Source organism: Parasphingorhabdus sp. (genome assembly GCF_039939955.1).
In the GTDB taxonomy this organism is placed as follows: Bacteria; Pseudomonadota; Alphaproteobacteria; order Sphingomonadales; family Sphingomonadaceae; genus Parasphingorhabdus.
In genome coordinates, this window is sequence record NZ_JBDVHS010000002.1 from 527,565 (window position 1) to 545,423 (window position 17,859).

17 protein-coding genes are annotated in these 17,859 nt (G+C 55.7%); 7 read left to right on the forward strand and 10 right to left on the reverse strand.

Annotated features, from left to right (window positions below; all coding sequences use genetic code 11):
* Window positions 1–5: 5 nt before the first annotated feature.
* Window positions 6–2,054 carry a hydantoinase/oxoprolinase family protein gene (locus ABJG22_RS02785; protein WP_348018707.1) on the reverse strand — a complete coding sequence of 683 codons (2,049 nt, stop codon included), beginning with the start codon at window positions 2,052–2,054 and terminating at the stop codon, window positions 6–8.
* Window positions 2,055–2,245: 191 nt separating this feature from the next.
* Here ABJG22_RS02785 and ABJG22_RS02790 point away from each other — a divergent pair, with 191 nt between their 5' ends.
* Entirely contained in the window at window positions 2,246–3,751 is a 1,506-nt protein-coding gene (locus ABJG22_RS02790) for an aldehyde dehydrogenase family protein (RefSeq protein WP_348018708.1), read from the forward strand.
* 10 nt (window positions 3,752–3,761) lie between these two features.
* On the opposite strand, the gene ABJG22_RS02795 is transcribed toward ABJG22_RS02790, so the two are convergent.
* Window positions 3,762–4,979, reverse strand: a complete 1,218-nt coding sequence (locus ABJG22_RS02795; protein WP_348018709.1) for a serine hydrolase — start codon at window positions 4,977–4,979, stop codon at window positions 3,762–3,764.
* A 164-nt stretch (window positions 4,980–5,143) separates the two neighbouring features.
* Here ABJG22_RS02795 and ABJG22_RS02800 point away from each other — a divergent pair, with 164 nt between their 5' ends.
* Entirely contained in the window at window positions 5,144–6,349 is a 1,206-nt protein-coding gene (locus ABJG22_RS02800) for an FAD-dependent monooxygenase (RefSeq protein ID WP_348018710.1), read from the forward strand.
* A gap of 13 nt (window positions 6,350–6,362) precedes the next feature.
* Window positions 6,363–7,109: an arylmalonate decarboxylase gene (locus ABJG22_RS02805; RefSeq protein WP_348018711.1), complete on the forward strand. Its 747-nt coding sequence runs from the start codon at window positions 6,363–6,365 to the stop codon at window positions 7,107–7,109.
* A gap of 40 nt (window positions 7,110–7,149) precedes the next feature.
* Here ABJG22_RS02805 and ABJG22_RS02810 read toward each other — a convergent pair whose 3' ends face one another.
* Both ABJG22_RS02810 and ABJG22_RS02815 read right to left on the reverse strand, forming a co-directional pair.
* Complete coding sequence (locus tag ABJG22_RS02810) at window positions 7,150–8,493, reverse strand: alpha/beta fold hydrolase (RefSeq protein ID WP_348018712.1); 1,344 nt, start codon at window positions 8,491–8,493, stop codon at window positions 7,150–7,152.
* A gap of 9 nt (window positions 8,494–8,502) precedes the next feature.
* Window positions 8,503–9,762: an MFS transporter gene (locus tag ABJG22_RS02815; RefSeq protein ID WP_348018713.1), complete on the reverse strand. Its 1,260-nt coding sequence runs from the start codon at window positions 9,760–9,762 to the stop codon at window positions 8,503–8,505.
* Window positions 9,763–10,025: 263 nt separating this feature from the next.
* Here ABJG22_RS02815 and ABJG22_RS02820 point away from each other — a divergent pair, with 263 nt between their 5' ends.
* The 4 genes from ABJG22_RS02820 (at window position 10,026) to ABJG22_RS02835 (ending at window position 13,009) form a co-directional block, all read left to right on the forward strand.
* Complete coding sequence (locus tag ABJG22_RS02820) at window positions 10,026–11,456, forward strand: NAD(P)/FAD-dependent oxidoreductase (protein WP_348018714.1); 1,431 nt, start codon at window positions 10,026–10,028, stop codon at window positions 11,454–11,456.
* Window positions 11,457–11,567: 111 nt separating this feature from the next.
* Window positions 11,568–11,870 carry a YciI family protein gene (locus ABJG22_RS02825; protein ID WP_348018715.1) on the forward strand — a complete coding sequence of 101 codons (303 nt, stop codon included), beginning with the start codon at window positions 11,568–11,570 and terminating at the stop codon, window positions 11,868–11,870.
* 33 nt (window positions 11,871–11,903) lie between these two features.
* Entirely contained in the window at window positions 11,904–12,503 is a 600-nt protein-coding gene (locus ABJG22_RS02830; protein WP_348018716.1) for a carboxymuconolactone decarboxylase family protein, read from the forward strand.
* Window positions 12,500–13,009: a DUF4440 domain-containing protein gene (locus tag ABJG22_RS02835; RefSeq protein WP_348018717.1), complete on the forward strand. Its 510-nt coding sequence runs from the start codon at window positions 12,500–12,502 to the stop codon at window positions 13,007–13,009. Before ABJG22_RS02830 ends, ABJG22_RS02835 begins: the two co-directional genes overlap by 4 nt.
* On the opposite strand, the gene ABJG22_RS02840 is transcribed toward ABJG22_RS02835, so the two are convergent.
* Genes ABJG22_RS02840 through ABJG22_RS02865 form a run of 6 tightly spaced genes read right to left on the reverse strand, consistent with a single transcriptional unit; the run spans window position 13,006 to window position 17,851 of the window.
* Window positions 13,006–13,908 carry a VOC family protein gene (locus tag ABJG22_RS02840; protein ID WP_348018718.1) on the reverse strand — a complete coding sequence of 301 codons (903 nt, stop codon included), beginning with the start codon at window positions 13,906–13,908 and terminating at the stop codon, window positions 13,006–13,008. The genes ABJG22_RS02835 and ABJG22_RS02840 overlap by 4 nt on opposite strands.
* 1 nt (window position 13,909) lies before the next feature.
* Window positions 13,910–14,674: an enoyl-CoA hydratase-related protein gene (locus ABJG22_RS02845; protein ID WP_348018719.1), complete on the reverse strand. Its 765-nt coding sequence runs from the start codon at window positions 14,672–14,674 to the stop codon at window positions 13,910–13,912.
* Complete coding sequence (locus ABJG22_RS02850; protein ID WP_348018720.1) at window positions 14,671–15,537, reverse strand: polysaccharide deacetylase family protein; 867 nt, start codon at window positions 15,535–15,537, stop codon at window positions 14,671–14,673. The genes ABJG22_RS02845 and ABJG22_RS02850 overlap by 4 nt, the downstream gene beginning before the upstream one ends.
* Window positions 15,537–16,337 (reverse strand): SDR family NAD(P)-dependent oxidoreductase, encoded by an 801-nt coding sequence (locus tag ABJG22_RS02855; RefSeq protein ID WP_348018721.1) that lies wholly within the window; start codon window positions 16,335–16,337, stop codon window positions 15,537–15,539. Before ABJG22_RS02855 ends, ABJG22_RS02850 begins: the two co-directional genes overlap by 1 nt.
* On the reverse strand, window positions 16,337–16,642 hold the full coding sequence (locus ABJG22_RS02860) for an REDY-like protein HapK (protein WP_348018722.1): 306 nt from the start codon (window positions 16,640–16,642) through the stop codon (window positions 16,337–16,339). The genes ABJG22_RS02855 and ABJG22_RS02860 overlap by 1 nt, the downstream gene beginning before the upstream one ends.
* A gap of 12 nt (window positions 16,643–16,654) precedes the next feature.
* Entirely contained in the window at window positions 16,655–17,851 is a 1,197-nt protein-coding gene (locus ABJG22_RS02865; RefSeq protein ID WP_348018723.1) for an amidase family protein, read from the reverse strand.
* Window positions 17,852–17,859 lie beyond the last annotated feature (8 nt).

Consider the following 17,859-nt stretch of genomic DNA (forward strand, 5'->3'; position numbering starts at 1 on the left):
CCTCCTCAGGCCAGGTTGATTAGAATGTTGCCGACCGGATCGACGGTGCCGATACAGTCCGCTTCGATCAGAGTGGTGGAGTCCATTTCGATGACAATGGCCGGTCCGGGTATCACGTCGCCGGCCAATAGTTTCGCGCGATCATATATGATCGCTGCTTGCATCTTGCCGTCGGCCCATAGTTGATGGTCGCGTATCTTCGCTGCAGACGGGTCACCATCGCCTTTTTCCAACGTCGGGGCTGGCAGGTCCAGTTCAGGGCCCAATGCGACGGCCCTGACATTCACCAGTTCATGGGCACTTTCCATATTGAAAGTGAACAGGCGGTGATGTTCTTCATCGAACCGGTCGGTGACGCCTTTCAAGCCATCTTCTAGCAGTGTTTTCTCGTCAATCGAGAGCGGCACTTCGAACGCTTGCCCTTCGTAGCGGACATCAAGTTCAAACTGTGAGGTGATGTCTTCGTCCGCTATGCCCTCTTCCATCAATTCGGCGCGTGTTTGCGCAGAAATTTCTTGGAGCAGGCCGATTACTTCTGCTTCATCGGTTTCGTTGAACCGGCGAGAGAAGCTGCGGGCGGTTTCTGTCCGCATCCGGGTCGTCGCATCGCCGAGCGCGCAAAGCACACCGGGAGAAACCGGTGAGACGGCCGGCCAGCTATCCATTAGTCGGGCCACGGCATTGACGTGCAGCGGGCCAGCACCCCCAAAGCCCATCAGCGCAAAATGGCGCGGATCATAGCCTTGTTGAACCGAGATCATCCGCAAGGCGCCAAACATATTTTCATTGACGATATCGATGATACCGCGGGCCGCTTCCATCAGACTTATTCCTAGCGTGTCGGCGATATTCTGGATGGATTTTTCCGCGCCTTCGCGGTCAAGCTTGAACGATCCGCCGAGCAGAGATTCGGGCAGGTAGCCCAGCACCACATTGGCGTCGGTGACGGTCGGTTGGACCCCGCCTTTGCCATAGGCGACGGGGCCGGGCACTGCGCCGGCTGATTCCGGACCAACCCGCAGAGCGCCGGTCAGTTCGGGCACATAGGCGATGGAGCCGCCGCCAGCGCCAACGGTTTTGACATCCAGAGCCGAGGCGCGCACCGAAAGGTGGCCGACTTCTGTTGTTCGCTGCCGCCGCGCTTCGAGATTTTCGATCAGGGCAACATCGGTAGATGTGCCGCCAACGTCGAGTGTGAGGATATTCTTGATGCCGGCGTTGCGACCGACCCATATTGCGCCGGTTACGCCGCCCGCCGGTCCGGACATCAACAAGGAGACAGGATGGTCTTCTGCTTTTTCCGAAGACATCAGGCCGCCATCGGAACGGAGCAGGGAAAGCGATCCGTTCATTTCGCAGGACCGCAGACTGTCGCGCAAATTGCGGACATATTTTCCGACAACCGGGCGAACGGACGCATTGGCGACCGTGGTCAATGTGCGCTCATATTCCTGCATTTCGGGAAGCACTTGATGGCTTAGCGAGAATGGAATGTCGGGCATGATCTCGGCGGCCAGCGCGCCTATCCGGCTTTCATGTCCGCCATTCAGGTAGGAATTGATCAGACTGACGGTCAGGGCTTCGATCCCGGATTCTTTCAATTTTTCCAAAATCTTGCGGATTTCGGCTTCGTCAATTGGAGCAATTTCCTTGCCTTGCGCATCGATACGGCCGCTAATTTCGAAGCTGTCCTCTAAAGCGGCAAGCGGTTCGGGCTTGGGCCATACGATCCAACCGGCCAGTCCGCCGGGCACGAAGCTGCGGGCGATCTGCATGGTCTGGCGATAACCAACGGTGGTGATGAGGCCAACGCGGGCCCCTTTTCCTTCCAGCATCGCGTTTGTAGCGACCGTGGTGCCATGGAGGAAAAATTCGATTGCCGATGGGCTGGTGCCCGCTTCCTGACAAATGGCTGTGACGCCGTTCAATATGCCTTGCGAGCTGTCATGTGGCGTGGATGGTGTCTTGTGTCGCCAGAAGTTTCCGCTCTGCTGGTCCAGCAACAGAAGATCCGTAAACGTGCCACCCACGTCTACTCCCAAACGATAGGACATAGCTTCCCCAATTAATTTACGCCAAATGCGGGAATCGCAAAGGCAATGTTGTGGCAATATTGCTAGCGTAACTCAGAGTGATTAGGCTCTTTTCGGATATTCTTATCCGACAAGCGAATTTTTGAGTAGCTAAGCATGGCGCTTCGGCGTTTAGCGAGTCAGTACAGGCATACATTCTGGAGATATTTGCCATGGGTTTTGATCTAACTAAGCTTCATCCTGAAAATCAGCAGTTCCTCGCACGCCGAGCCGGCGGCGAAGGCTTGCTAGCCAATGGCCAGTGGAAAACCGCCGAAGATGGCAAAACTTTTGATACGGTGGATCCCGCAACCGGATCAGTGACCGGCAAGCTAGCGTTGGCAGGGTCGGCCGACGTCGATGAAGCCGTGTCCGCTGCCCAGAATGCCCTGCCGGGTTGGAAGAATACGACCCCCGTCAATCGCTCCAAAATCTTGTGGGCCATTGCCGATATTATAGAGGCCAATATTGACGCGTTGGCAGAGCTGGAAAGCCTCGACCAGGGCAAACCGCTTTTTGTCGGGCGCTGGGCCGAAATCCCCGGGGCGGTGAACCAGTTCCGCTTCTTTGCCGGTCAGGCCATGAATATCGAAGGCCAGACGCTGGAAAGCTCGATCGACTATCAACCCGAAGGGAAGCAGATGCGGACGTGGACGGTTCGCGAACCTGTCGGTGTCGTTGCCGCGATTGTGCCCTGGAATTCACCACTTGTTTTGACCGCGATGAAGCTGGCGCCTGCCTTGGCGGCCGGGTGCACGATCGTCTTGAAACCTGCGGAAGACACGTCTCTCACTGCCTTGCGCCTCGCGGAGCTGATGGACGAAGCGGGATTGCCTGACGGTGTGTTGAACGTCATCACCGGCTATGGTGCCGAAACCGGTGCCGCTCTGGCCAAACACCCCGGTGTCGACAAGATTGCCTTCACCGGTTCGACCGCAACAGGCCGCGCTATTCTGGATGCAGCGAAGACAAATTTCAAACGGGTCACGTTAGAGCTGGGCGGCAAGTCGCCTTGTATCGTTATGGACGATGCTGATCTGGAGCTGGCCATTCCGGGCGTTGCCAACGCGATTTTCTTTAACGGCGGGCAAGTCTGTATCGCCGGTTCGCGCCTCTATGCGCATAGTGCGATCTATGACCGTCTGGTGGCGGGTGTTGTGGAATATGCCAACGGGCTCAAAATGGGCCATGGTCTGGATCCTGAAACCCAGATGGGGCCGCTGGTGTCGGTGCGTCAGGCAGAGCGTGTCGAAGGATTTATCAAACGCGCCGAGGCCGCGGGCGCCACAGTTTTGGCAGGCGGCGAGCGCAGCGGGGAGGCTGGAACCTTCATCGCGCCAACCGTATTGGCGGACGTGTCTCCCGATATGGAAATTGTCTGCGAAGAGGTTTTTGGACCGGTGCTTGCGGTTCAGAAATTCGACGATGTGGATGACGTCATCGCTGCTGCCAATGATAGTGATTTTGGTCTGGCCGCCAGCGTCTGGACGGAAAGCCTGTCCAACGCACATCGGATGAGTAGCGATATCAAAGCCGGAACGGTCTGGATCAATTGCCACGCCATGTATGATCCATCGCTGGCCATCGGCGGGGTTAAGCAATCGGGCTGGGGTCGCGATAGCGGCAAGCAGGCGATGGACAATTATCTGGAATGGAAAACCGTTTGCGCGGCTGTCTAGTCCGACCGATCTAGTTTGATTGGCGCAGGCCGCGAATCAAAATATTAGGCAGTGCAGCATTGTCCCAGACCGGGTCCTTGGGCGGCGTCGCGCCCATCCGCAAAACGACAAGCTTATGCTTCGGGGAAATATGCACCGTCTGATTGCTGTTGCCGTCGAACATATATATCTGCGGGTCTAGAAAGGGTTCGGATTGATATACGGTGAGGCCGATGGTTCCCGGAGCACCAAATCCGCGCTTTTCGCGATAGGGCTCACCCAACCAAATGCCGAGACCATAGCTAGGATTTTGCGCTGTGCCGCGCCGCATCTCCTCGACATAGCCTGCGGGCAATAATGGCTTGCCATCCCAATCTCCCTTTTGCGCCAGCAGTACGGCCAATCGCAGCCAGCTTTCGGCCGGTAATTTCATGCAGCAGCCCGAATGGGCGAGCCCTCCTTCGCGGTTTAGCCAGACTTCGCCGCCCTGGGCACCAATGGGAGAGAGAATTTCACTGCCAATAAATTCGGCATAGCGTCGGCCGGTGGCTTTTTCGATAACCAGAGCGATCAAATCGCCAGTGGCGTTATTATAGGTATAGCGTGATCCCGGCGGGTCGATCAGCGGATAATGGTCCAGGATATATTGGCCATGATCGGGATCCAGATAAGCGCGGTTAAAAGGGTGGGCTGGATCTAGACTATATCCCTGATCCAGCAATCCGGTGCGCATATCCAATAGATGCCGGACCAATATGTCGCCCTTGGGTTTCCCCTTTAGCTCCGTGACGATTTCAGACAGCGGTTGATCAAGGTCACGAATATTGCCCAATGCAATTGCCCGCCCGACTGCAATGGCGGTCAACGGCTTGGACAGAGATTTCGAATTGAGCACTGTATCCGCCTGAGTGTCCGGCGCATACCAGCTGCGTACCAGCTTGCCATTATGCCAGATCAGGAAGGCGCTGGATCGATTGGCGGCAGCATAGTTTTGCGCTTCGGCAAGGGCTTCTGGCGCAAAGCTCTCTTCTCCGCCTGCAGGCAGAGCTAAATAGTCAGAAGCCCCGGCGATGGTTTCCATTGGCGCATAGGCATAGTTGCCGGGATCGCGGAGAAAGGTTTGAAAGCGAGTCTCATATTCGCTGCCTTGGCGCACTTCGGCGTCCGACGTGTCCGCAATATGCTGGCATGAAACGAGCGTGCAGGCTGAGAAAAGCAGCGCAATTCTAGCATTGAAATTTTGAAACAAAGGCCATCTCCCGTTGCCGATCATATGTGCACAGAACAGCTTATAGTCATGTCTCTTCTACCCGTAATCACCGCAAGGCGGATACTTCGCTAGCAGTTTGATTAGAAATGCCAATTTTACGTCCATAGAGCTCAGGTGATTGAAAATATTGGAGACATGCTTAAATGAAGCGGGAACGCTGTCAGGTTGTAATCGCTGGAGCAGGTCCGGTTGGTACAGTAATGGCAACATTGCTGGCACAAATTGGTGTTGATGTCGTTATACTGGAAGCGGGCGCGGATTGCGCTCAGGATTTGCGGGCTTCCACGTTCCATCCGCCGACCTTGGAAATGCTGGATCAAATCGGCATTACACCGATGTTGCTTGATAAAGGTTTGGAAGCCCCAAAATATCATTGGCGCGATCGTCAATCCGGTGAATTCATTGAGTTCGATCTGTCCGAACTATCCGATGTCACGCGCTATCCTTTTCGAATCCAGTGCGAACAATATCATTTGTCTCGTGCCTTGGCCGATGGTCTGGAAAAATTCGACAATGCCGATATGCGTTTTGGCAACCGCTTGCTGTCCTTTGAACAGGATGGCAGTGGCGTGGATATTGCAGTTGAAACTGCGTTGGGCATCGACCATCTGCGCGCCGACTATCTGATCGGCGCGGACGGGGCGAACAGCATCGTCCGAAAATGGCTGGGCATTGAATTTGACGGCTTCACTTATGCAGAGAGGTTCCTCTGTCTCTCGACGGAAGAGGATCTTGTGGCCCATTTGCCGGGTCTGGCTCCGGTCAATTATGTTTCTGATCCAGAGGAGTGGCTGGTTCTGTTGCGCGTTCCGTCATTGTGGCGCGTTTTGGTGCCCACGGATGGCACGCTGGGCGACGATGAATTGCGCTCGGACAGAATGAAGAACGAGATTTTTGATCGACTGACTGGAAATGGCGCCGCTGTCGAGACGCGCCATCGCACATTATATCGCGTGCATCAGAGAGTCGCGAAATCCTTTGTCGAGGACCGGGTGATCTTGATTGGCGATTCTGCGCATCTCAACAACCCGCTCGGTGGTTTTGGGATGAACTCAGGCGTGCATGATGCATTCAACCTTTTTGAGAAGCTGGAACCGATCCTGAAATCAGGGACGTTGAACGGCAACCTGGAACTTTATGACCGCCAACGGCGGCAAGTCACCCATAGTTTTACACAGACCCAGACAATCGAGAATATGAAGTTCATGCGCGGCGGAAATGAAGGCAATGCGCATGAGCGCAAACGTCAGGAAATGCTTACAATACAGCAGGACGATGTTCTGCGCCGCAAATATCTCATGCGTCAGTCAATGTATGAGAGCTTGGCTCAAGCAGAAGCGATCGTTTAGACCGGAGAGAATAATGGTTGATGTTCTAGGCTCACGTAAGGTGATGGGTGTGATCGGACCGTCAACCAATACGGTGGTGCAGCCCGATATGGAGCGCATGCGACCAAACGGAATCACAAACCACTATTCCCGGATTTTCGTGACCGATCCGGTGGCGCTTTCCGACGAAGACTTTTTTGCGGGTACGCAGGCGATTTCGGACAATACGATGGACGCGGTGCGGTCGGTTATTACATGCAAACCGGACTATCTTGTGATGGGCATGTCGGCGGTCACATTTTACGGCGGTATCGCTGGCGGTGAACAATTCAAACAGCAAGTCGAAGAGGTTGCCGGGATCGATGTCAGTATCGGTTCGGAATCTCTGGTTGCGGCGCTGAAAGCCTATGGCGGGATCAAAAGGGTGAGTTTTGTTTCCCCCTATTTCCCCGCCGCCAATGCTGAAGTGCGAAACTATCTGGAAGAATCCGGTTTTGAGGTCGTGCGTGATGTCTCGCTGAAATGTAAATGTTGGACGGACATTGCAAAAGTAACCCCGGAAAAGCTGACCGAAGTGCTGGCCGAATTAGACGGTCCGGATGTCGATGCACTGGTGCAGGTTGGCACCAATCTTTCGATGGTTGATTTAGCAGCCGAGACCGAAGCGCGTTTGGGCAAGCCGGTGATTGCGATCAATGCGGCGACCTATTGGCATGCTCTGCGTGCTTGTGGCATTCAGGATAAAATCAACGGTCTGGGCCGTTTGCTCGCTGAATTTTAAAAGCAGTATTCCGCCTTCATGATACAGACCCATCTGGGCTTCATTGTCTGTGTGAGATGATTTCCTGATGCCATTTCGCGGCGGATTTCCCCGCGCGGAGCAACGCCCTTGCCCGCAGCGCGATTGCCGCGGGGGTGAGCATGCTTTGGTCGACCGCTATCGCATGGGATTCGTCCGCAGCATACCATGGCACGAATATCGCGGAGGCCCGTGCCACCGACCAGGCACGTTGCAGATAGCTGCCGAAACGGTCCGGGGTTAAATCGGGGTAGAGCCGGTCCGGATCACCGGGCGGTATGGCGGGCCACAGAAGGTTCGACGCGCCCAGTGCGATCCGTGCGGCTTCGATTGCCGCGCCATAATCTTCAAAGTCGCTGGAAAGGCCATGGCCCGGAACATCAATCGCCAATTCTCCGGCTGATGGTTCTGCCAGTTCGGCGCCCGGTGCGTGTAGCAACATATTTTCCGCGCCGCGTGTTCCCCGCCAGTGGATCAATCCTTCTCCGACCGCAACGAAGCCTGCACTGTCGTCTTCTGCGAGTTTTTGGGGACTATTCTCGGCATGTTCTGATAGAAAGGCGAAGCTGAGGTCTTGGTGATCAGCCGGACTTTCCACTTTTTCCGCACGCCAGTTTTTCGGCATCTGGTCAATCCGGTCGAGATGGGCGCCAAGCGGGTCGCCGCGATAGGCGCTGAGGAGGACCGGGGCGGTATCCGCGTCGGGTGGAGGGACTTCGCCGGGAGCCAGCAGCACCGCACGATAGCCAAAGCGATAGGCATTGCCGGCGTCCAGCATCTCCATAACGATGGCGTTTAAGCGTTCGGGATCGGCATGGGCAACCGACAAGCGGGTTTCATCGCGTGGATCAAACCAAGGGAAGAACCAGCTCTGTTCCAATATACGGTTCCACAGCCAGGCGAGATGTTCGCCATAGGGTTGGGGATGAAATTCGGGTATATATTGTTCGCCGAAGATGCGCATTTCTTCCGCGGTCCAAATGGCATAGCCGCCGATGGCGAGAGCAGACAGCCGGTCCGGGTGGCGCTTTAAAAGATGCGCGAGGATTATGCCGCCGGAATGAAAGCCATATGCAGCGCAGCGCTTCACGCCCAACTGATCGAGAAAGGCCACGACGGTATCGGCAAAATCGCCGACTTCCGGCACGCCCGGCAGTGGATCGGATTGTCCGAAACCGGGAGAGTCGGGCGCGATGCAGGTGAAGCTTCGCGACCATTTGCGGATCAATTCTTCATATTCGGCCGAACTGCGGGGGCTTTGATGGACCATCAGCAAAATAGGACCGGAGCCGCATCGGCGATAGTGCACGACCCGTTTTGGTCTTGCCCCGCTTGCGGGAATGGTCAGAAAGTGGCGGGTGATCATGGCTGATTGTTAGACCGTAAGCGACTTTTTGGGACTGTCCAGCACCGTTTTGCCGGCGAAGTCGGGATAGCGTCCGAGCGTCAGCAGCAACAGGGCACCGACAACGAACAAGATCATCGATGCTTGCAACATCCCGTCATAATTGCCCGTCACATCGCGCACCCGGCCATATAAGACGGGAGAGACACCGGCGGCAATTCCAAAGGGCATATAGAGCATGCCATAGATCTTGCCATAATGGGCCATGCCGAAATAGCGGCTGGCGAGATAGGCAATAAGGTCGCTCTCTGCACCAGCTGCAAAGCCCAGCATGATAGCGGACAGATAGATTTTCACCTCATCGGTTGCGGTTCCTTGCAGCCAGAAACAGGCGAGGGCGGGAACTAATAATATCGGCAAGCAGACCATCGGTGCCCATAGCCGGTCGAACAGCCAGCCGGTGAATAGACGGCCGACGAAAATGGAGATGCCGACAGTGGCCATCACGCCAGCGGCTAGTTCTGCATCCATACCATGTTGTTTGATGATCTCCGGCATGTGCACATGCGCGCCGCCATAAGCCAAAGCGATGCAGGCGATGGATATCCACAACGTCCAAAAACGGCGATCCCGTAGGGATTGGCTCAGAGTCATGCCGGTCAGCGCTCCGCCGGACATGATGGCTTCCGGGGCCTCCTCTGGCCGTGGTTCGCGGAACCAGAGAATGGCCAAAGGTACCGCGATCAAGAGCGGCAGCAAAGCAACCACGGGATACATGCCGCGCCATCCATATTCTGCGATCGACCACACCGCGATCCGTGGCACGATCAGCGCCGACAGGCTGGTGCCGAGTAGCAGAATGCCGAGCGCAAGACCGCGATTGGTGAAAAACCACATATTGACCGCGCGGCTCCAAGTCACCGAAGTGGAGCCAATGCCAACCAGCCCGACGAGGAACCACGCCAGATAGAATATCAGAATAGACGCCGGGGTTAGGCCGACCATGGCGAAGGTGATGGCAAAGGCCAAGGTCGATAGGATGGCGACGATGCGGACGCCATATCGGTCGGCGAGCCATCCATAGACTGGCGCTAGAAGCGACGCGACAATCCCGAATATTGTGAAACCGAGGCTGATTTCTGCAAAGCTCCAGCCCATTTCATCATGAATGGGCCCGATGACGAAACCCAATGTATTGAACGGGATGGGTGACGCGCCAAAGGCAATGCCGATGAGCCCGGCCAGAAGAATTTTCCAGCCAAGAGAAAATTCTGATCTGCGTGTCGTCATGCCTGATTTTCTCGCCCTGTGGTTCATCATCGGCTTCTGTGAAATATCATCAGGAGTCGTCCCGCTTCCTATGTTTGATCGTTGGCCGGTCAAAGGTCGCGGTGGATATTTGTCTATGGCTATATATTGGGACCAGATTGCCGGGTGAATATGGCTATCCGACTGGCGGGCATCCACGCCTTGCCGGTTTTTATCATTGGCCAATATTGCCTCTATTTGGCAGATAGGACGGTCTGTGCCTTCGCCCGGAAATGGAGATCTCAATGTCACTAAATCGCAGAAAATTTATGATGGGAACGGCGGGCCTCGGCCTCACGTTGCTTGCGGCGGGATGCGGGTCACAAACACCGAAAAAATATGACGCGATCGTCTTGGGCGCCGGGATTTCCGGTTTGCGGGCGGCGCAGCTTCTGGAAGAATCCGGACTGACGGTTGCCGTCATCGAAGCCCGTGACCGGGTTGGTGGCAGGATATTGACGCTGTCGGACCTTCCCGGACATCCTGAAATGGGCTTTAATTCCATGGGGTCCGGCTATGGTCGTGGTCTGGACCTAGCGGAAAAATCGGGCGTTGAACTTGTCGAAGTCGGGCATCGCTATCGCTATGGCCAACCGACAGGTCTGTATTTCAAGGGACAGCATCTCTCGCGTGAAGAATGGACGCGCCATCCGGAAAACCCATTCCCGGCATCGCTTAAATCGGTCATGCCTGCCGAACTGGCTTTTGCATTGCTCGGGAAAAACTCTCCGATTGATGACTGGACCAAATGGTCTGATCCGGCAAATGCCAAGTTGGACACGTCTTTTGCCGAATTTCTGGCGCAACAAGGACTAAATGCAGAAGCCATCCGGTTGAGCTACGACCTTGCGCCATATCATGGACGGGATTCGCATGACGTTTCGACGTTAATGATGAGCTTCAACAGCGGCTTCGTGCAAAACCAAATGGCGGCGGGACTAGAATCTTTTGCGGCGAAAGGCGGCAATGCGAAATTGCCGGAAGCGATGGCTGCACAATTGAAGGGCGATGTTATCCTGGGCAAACCGGTTGCTGCTATCGAACAAAATGCCGGTGGCGCCACCGTGACTTGTCGCGATGGATCGCGCTTTCAGGCCGAAAAGCTGGTCTGTTCTTTGCCACTATCTACGTTGCGCAACATCGATATTACGTCAAGCCTTTCCGAGATGCAGGCCAAGGCGGTTCAGCAAGTCAATTATCAACCGATCTCGATCGCCTTTTTGACGGCCAAGGCGCCATTTTGGGAAGAGGATGGCTTTGCCCCCGGCATGTGGAGCGACGGTTTCTCGAGCACGGTGATTCCACAGCGATATGGAGCGACCGAAGAGGAAGTCACGGGCCTGATGGTGCAAGCACGCGGCAATCGGGCTCTTGAATGGGACAAGCTTGGGGCCGAAACGGCCTTGGCGAAGGTTGTCGCGGATATTGAGACTTTGCGGCCGGCGGCAAAAGGCCAGCTTGAAGCGCGCCATTATCACAGCTGGTCCGCCGATGAATTTTCTGGCGGTGCATGGGCTTATTATGGCCCGGGTCAAGCAACGAGCCTGCATAATGTTCTTGCAAAGCCTGCGGGCGTCATTGGTTTCTGTGGTGAGCATACCGAAACGACATCCAGAGGTGTCGAAGGTGCCTTGGCATCGGCGGAACGGGTCGTGCTGGAGACATTGTCTGCATGATAAGGCGAGCGGCTCAATGGGACGGAGATGATCATAGCATTTTGAGTAGCTTGACGAAATGACACAGGCGGCGGCATCAGAAATTTCCCCCAATAGAGAGAAGGCTGTCTCATGAAAACTTTTGCGATCTACTGCACGGACAAACCGGACACTGCGCAGAAAAGACTTGATGCGCGCGATGCGCATTTTGCCCATATTGAGGCAACGCTCGACAATTTCTGCATCGCCGGTCCGCTTCTCGATGAACAAGGCGACACGGTAGGTTCGCTGCTGATCGTAAAAGCAGAGACCGTCACCGAAGCGCGCGGATATCTGGAAGCAGACCCTTATTTTGCTGCCGACATCTGGGCTGATATTCGGGTCACGCAATTCATGCCCGCAGCAGGTGATTGGATTGGCGGCAAGATATGGTAACAAGCGTGTGGACCAAGCAAGAGGCGCTAAAATATGACCCGCATCACACCCTTGTCGATGGAAGAATTGCCTGAAGAGACCCAGGCCGCACTACAATTTTCCAAAAACCTGATGGGCTATGTCCCCAATTCGGTGATGACCATGGCCCATTGGCCAGAGCTGCTGGCAGCCTTTCGCGGGTTGGTATCGGCTATCTATGGCGAAAGCGCGATTGATAACGGTCTCAAGCGACTCATCGGGGCCGTCGTGAGCGCTGCGGCCGGCTGCCAATATTGCATGGCGCATACCACGCTTGGCGCGCGCGACGTTGGTGTCGACGAGCAAAAGGTGAAGGCCGTCTGGGACTATCAGACCAGCGATCTGTTCAGCGATGCCGAACGCGCGGCGCTTGATCTGGCTTTTGCTGCAGGACAGATCCCCAATGCGGCAACCGACGACCATTTTGCAGCATTGGATGGCCATTTCGATGAACGGCAAAAAACCGAGATCATGGCCGTGATTAGCATGTTCGGATTTCTGAACCGCTGGAACGATACGCTGGCGACCGGCCTGGAAGACAAACCGTTTGAGTCTGCATCCGCGCTTTATTCTCCTGACCAATGGCAGGCGGGACAGCATCGGAAAGACCAATGAAAAGGGCTATTTTCATAGCGGCTGCTCTGGTCGCCCTGATTCCTTCGACGTCTATACTGGCGAGGGCCCATCACGTTTCTGCATCCATGACGGATACGCAGAAAATAGAAGCATGGGGCGTCAAATGGAAGAGACAGCTTGAGGCTGGCGACATCGAACCATTGCGCGATATGTACGAACCGGATGCGATCTTGATGTCCAACGGCTCCCCGCCGCAAGTCGGGGTCGATGCAATTCTGGCATTTCTCACCCGCAACAAGACCGCGGGCAATGCGGTGACCATTGATTTCGCCAATGAGGAAATTGTCATCGACAAGGATCGCGCTTATCTGACCGCGAAATATTGGATGACGATTACAATCCCGTCCGGTTCGGTCATCGATGTCATGGGGCGTTCTTTTCTGGTCTATAAGAAAGGTGCAGATGATAGCTGGCGTCTGTGGCGCGACATCGACAATCAAGCACCCGATATCCTAACCGAAGGCAGACCAGCCCCGGCCAGTTAACCGATCTCAATCAGTTCCAGCAGTTCACCGGCAGGGCCCAGGGTGGTCGCCGCGCGCCGGCCGCTATATGGTGCTGCATCGCGCTTTTCGGGAGGCGTGATCCAGTCGCAGGCAATCTTGTCCAGATTGTCGACGGCGAGGCTGACCAGACCGTTGCCGGGTGGCAACATGCCTTGGTGACGCTGGCGATCGGTGGCTTCTTCGGGATAGTCATCGACCTCGACAATCGGCAGGCGGCCATTTTGCACCATCGTCAGAGCAGATGTCGTGCCAGCAGGCTTTTCGAACGCTTCGTTGATCATGCTATATTCCAGCACATAGGTGTCCGCTTCGGTCAGATGGATGTGCTCGCAATACCATTGCACCGTGGCGGCGCGATCAGGTGTAGCCAGAATGACGATGAATATATGATCGGTGGGCGAATGCGCTTTGGGCAGGTCGGAGGACGGTGTATTCTCGCGAACCTCGTTGAGATAGACCATCTCGCGCCCGGTTCCGAGCACCTGCATCGGCACAAAGAACGGCAATGCTTCCAGTTCCTTGGGCGGACCGACAATATCAAAGCCGCTGCCCTGCAAGTGATCCGGCAGATCGAAGACATTTTGCACGGAAAATTCGAAGGCCGCCCAGCCATAAGTGGTTGTCGGTTTGAAATCGGGATGGTTCGGCTGTTCCACCAGACGGACATGACAGTCCGCGCCGCTGACGGGTTGCAGGGTGGCCGCAGGTGATCCCGCATTTTGTGGGCAGCCCCAGCTTGCTGCAATATCGGCTGCCAGAGGGCCCTGCTCGACTACGGTCATGCCCAGAATATCGCGATAGTCGCGCAGGGCAGCTTCAAGATCGGGCACGGCGGAAACGCCGCCGAGTATCGAACCATGTTGCAGCTTGTGAGTCATATCAAAATTCCGGTTTTCTCTTGGCAAGAAACGCGCTCACGCCTTCTTTGAAATCATTGCTTTCGAACGCGGCGTCAAACAGGGCAGAGGAGGCTTCGTCATCATCCGCCTGACCGTCCAGAATGCGTTGAACAATCTGCTTGCTCATGCGTTGGCTGTGCGAGGAGACCGATGCCATGGTTTCTGCCATTTGGGTCGCTTCGCCATAGGGATCATCCGCAAGGATGGTGATCAATCCGATGCGCAAAGCTTCTGCGGCCGGCATGATCTGACCGGTGAATAGAATCCGTTTCGCCTGTGATGGTCCCACCGCATCCACCAGCAATTTGGTATCGTGCAACGGATAGACCAGACCGAGTTTTGCCGGTGTGATACCAAAGCGGGCTGTCGGACCGGCAATGCGCATATCGCAAGCCAGGGCAATGCCACAGCCGCCGCCGATGCAATCGCCGTCAATCACAGCGATCGTGGGTTTGGCGGCCTGCGCCAGATCATGCTGCAGCTTGCCGATGGCTGCCTGATTTCTGGCGCGCCATTTGGGGTCGGTCGATCCTTCGCCAAATTCGCCAATATCGGCCCCTGCACAAAAGGCGCTGTCTTTGGTGCTGGCATGAACCAGCAGCACACGAACGGCCTCATCCGCCATGGCGTCGGCTAGCAGTTCGGGGAATAGTTCCCACATTTCCTGGGTGAAGGCGTTGCGCTTATTCGGGCGATCGATCAGCATATTTGCGATCTTGCCATTTTTCTCGAGGCGCAGGGTCATGCAGGGTCTACTTTCGCTAAATGTTGAGCAATTTTATGTCTTGTGGTGACCCAGACGTCCTTCTTTGAGCGGACATGTTTGAGAAATTCCTCAAAAGCCCAGATCCGGCCGGGGCGACCAATGATCCGCAGATGCAGGCCGAGCGACATCATCTTGGGATTGCCTTCTTCGCCTTCGCGGTAAATCTGGTCGAAATTGCGCTTGGCATAGTCCAGCCATTGCTGCGGTGTCATTGCCGGATCGGTCCACATTTTCATATCATTGCTATCCAGCTGATAGGGTGTGATCGCAATCGGTTTTCCGGGAACGGTCTGTTTGTCCCAGAACGGAATATCACCCGAATAGTCATCCATATGATAGGCAAAGCCCTCTTCGATCAGCAGCCGTCTGGTGTTGTCTGTGTGGAAATAGCGCGACAACCAGCCATAGGGACGAACACCCACGGTCTTCTCGATAGAGGTGACAGCCTTGCGGATGAACGCCCGTTCTTTCTCTTCATCCATCTTGAATTGATGGACCCAGCGATAGCCGTGGCTGACCGGTTCATGCCCCAGATCAGCAATGGCCTGGGCAATCTCGGGATGGTTCTCCAGACTCATCGCAGCCACCGTCCAACTGGCCAAGATATCGAAATCCTTGAGCAGCTTCACGACACGCGGTGCACCCGCCTTGATGCCGTATAGATAATTGCTTTCATTGCCATAGTTGCGGATCGGCGACTTGATATGAATGCCCAGTTCATCAACCGGCTCCATCCCGCGATCCCCACGCGCGACCGTCATCTCGCTGCCTTCCTCGACATTGACGACAATGCTCAGCGCCATTTTCGCGCCGTCCGGCCAGTCCATACGTTCTTCTTGCATCAGTGCATTTCCTCCCCGCCGGAAACATTGATCGCTTCGCCGGTCACATAAAAAGCATCATCACTGGCCAGCCATGCGCAGGCGGCGGCCGTGTCGCTCGGCAGGCCGGGGCGACCCATAGGGTTTTTGGTGCTCATATTGGCAAGATAGTCTTCGACCGTTTCAAAGCCCAGCAGCTTGGAGAAATATTCATTCTGCTGCGCACCGAGACCGGTGGTCACATGATTGGGGCAAACCGCGTTCACGGTAATAGCATGCGCGCCGAGTTCGACCGCGCTTGCTCTGGTCAGGCCGACCATCCCATGTTTCGAGCTGACATAGGCCGGGAGATGCGGGAAACCGGTCTTTGCAGCTTGAGAAGCGATGTTGATGATCCGCCCGCCTTGGCCCGTCTTCACCATCGCCTTGGCGGCGGCCTGGGTGCAGTAAAAGGCTCCGGACAGATTGACACCGATCACGGTTGCCCAGTCCGCCGGATCAACATCCAGCAAAGGCTTCATCATGAAACCGATACCTGCGTTGTTGACGAAAATGTCCACGGCTCCAAATATCGCAACGGCTTGCGCGACGAGCGCCTGACATTGTGCCGCATCGCTAACGTCGCAGGCAATGGTCGCGACCTTCGCCCCGCGCCCGCGCAGTTCTTCTGCAACAGCCTCTTCCTCGTCGCCGATGGTAAGATCGGAGACCACGCAATTGGCGCCTTCATCGGCAAAGCGCTGCAATATCCCTTGTCCCAGTCCCTTTTGTTTGCCGGACCCGGTGACGACGATGGTTTTGCCTGCGAATTTTCCGGACATTAGAGATCTTCAGTCAGAATGAATTGCGGGCCGTCTGCATAGTCCTGGAACGGAGCCGCCATGGCCTGAAAAGCAGGATCGGATACATCGGTGACAAAGGCGTCCATGCCGGTGATGTCGATAATCTCGACATATTCATAAGGCGACGGATCGTCGGAGCCGAAAAGGCCGGTTGCTTTGTGGACAGTGAATGATGTGACCGAGCTCAGCGCGCTGGCAGTTGGAATGTCACGGGTTTTCGCCCATTGCTCATATTCGCCAATATCGACGCCCGCCTTCAGGTTAAACAAAACGATGATGCGCACGGTCTCTCTCCTTCATTGTCGGTAAAATAGGGGCGGTTGATGATAGGCCGATAATTGGCCGTCGAGTTTTTTGGTAAGTTTCAGCAAGCCGGCTTCATTGCCAGCGGCGCTGATGATCTGAACGCCAACCGGCAGTCCCTCGGCATTCCGTCCGGCGGGTATGCTGATGGCTGGCAGGCCGGCGATATTGGCCAGACAGGTGAAATCCGCCTGATTGGCCGGGGCCTTGTCGGCGTGGCTAAAGGCGGCCTGTGGTGCGGTGGGCATCAGGATGGCGCCATGTTTGGCGACGACTGCATTGACCACATCGCTGACCTCGGCCAGGATTTTTCGATCTTCGGCAAGGTCAGACGGGCTGCGTTGGGGGCCGAAGCTTAGTAGAAATTTGAGGCTGTCGGATAGTCCCTCTGGTTTGGTTTCGATCAGCGCGCCGAGTGTTTCGGACAAGGCAAGCGAGGTAAGAATGAAGCCTGCATAGCGGATGCGGGTAAGCGGATAAGGCAGTGAAAAATTGTCCACGGCGTTTAAGGCTTGGCATGTATTTGCATAATTTTCCAACACGGCGGCTTCGCATTGGACATCACCCAGATTCTCCAACAATATAATATTATCAATGACTTGCTCTTTACCCAACGGCATCAAAACACGCGAACATGCTTCCAATGCTTCCAGTGATCGGGCCATCGGGCCGATGCTGTCCAGCGTCGCTTCGGCAATCTCCAGCCCGTCCTGACTGATCGCTCCATGCGTTGGTTTCAATCCATATATGCCGCAATAGGATGCCGGTATGCGAACCGATCCCATGGTGTCGGTGCCTAGTGTCACATCGCACAGTCCGGCTGCGACGGCCGCCGCGCTGCCGCCGGACGATCCGCCGGGCGTATAGCCGATTTGGTGGGGGTTCTGGGTGGCTCCGAAAAAGGGGTTGTCGGTTTTCGCGCCGAGCGCCGCCTCTTCCATATTCACGGTGCCTATGATCGCGGCTCCCGCCGCCCGAAGTCTGGCGACCGCATCCGCATCCTTGCTCGCAATGCGGGTGCGATAGGCTTCGATCCCGCCGGTCCAGGGCAGGCCTTCAACCGCGATATTCGCCTTGATCCCGATGGTCATATCATCCAGCGGGCCTTCGCCAAATTGCGCGTCTTCGTCAAAATCAACGAAGGCGTTTAGCGCGGCATTGGCCGTTTCAAGATCGTCCCACTGGATCATCGATCAGA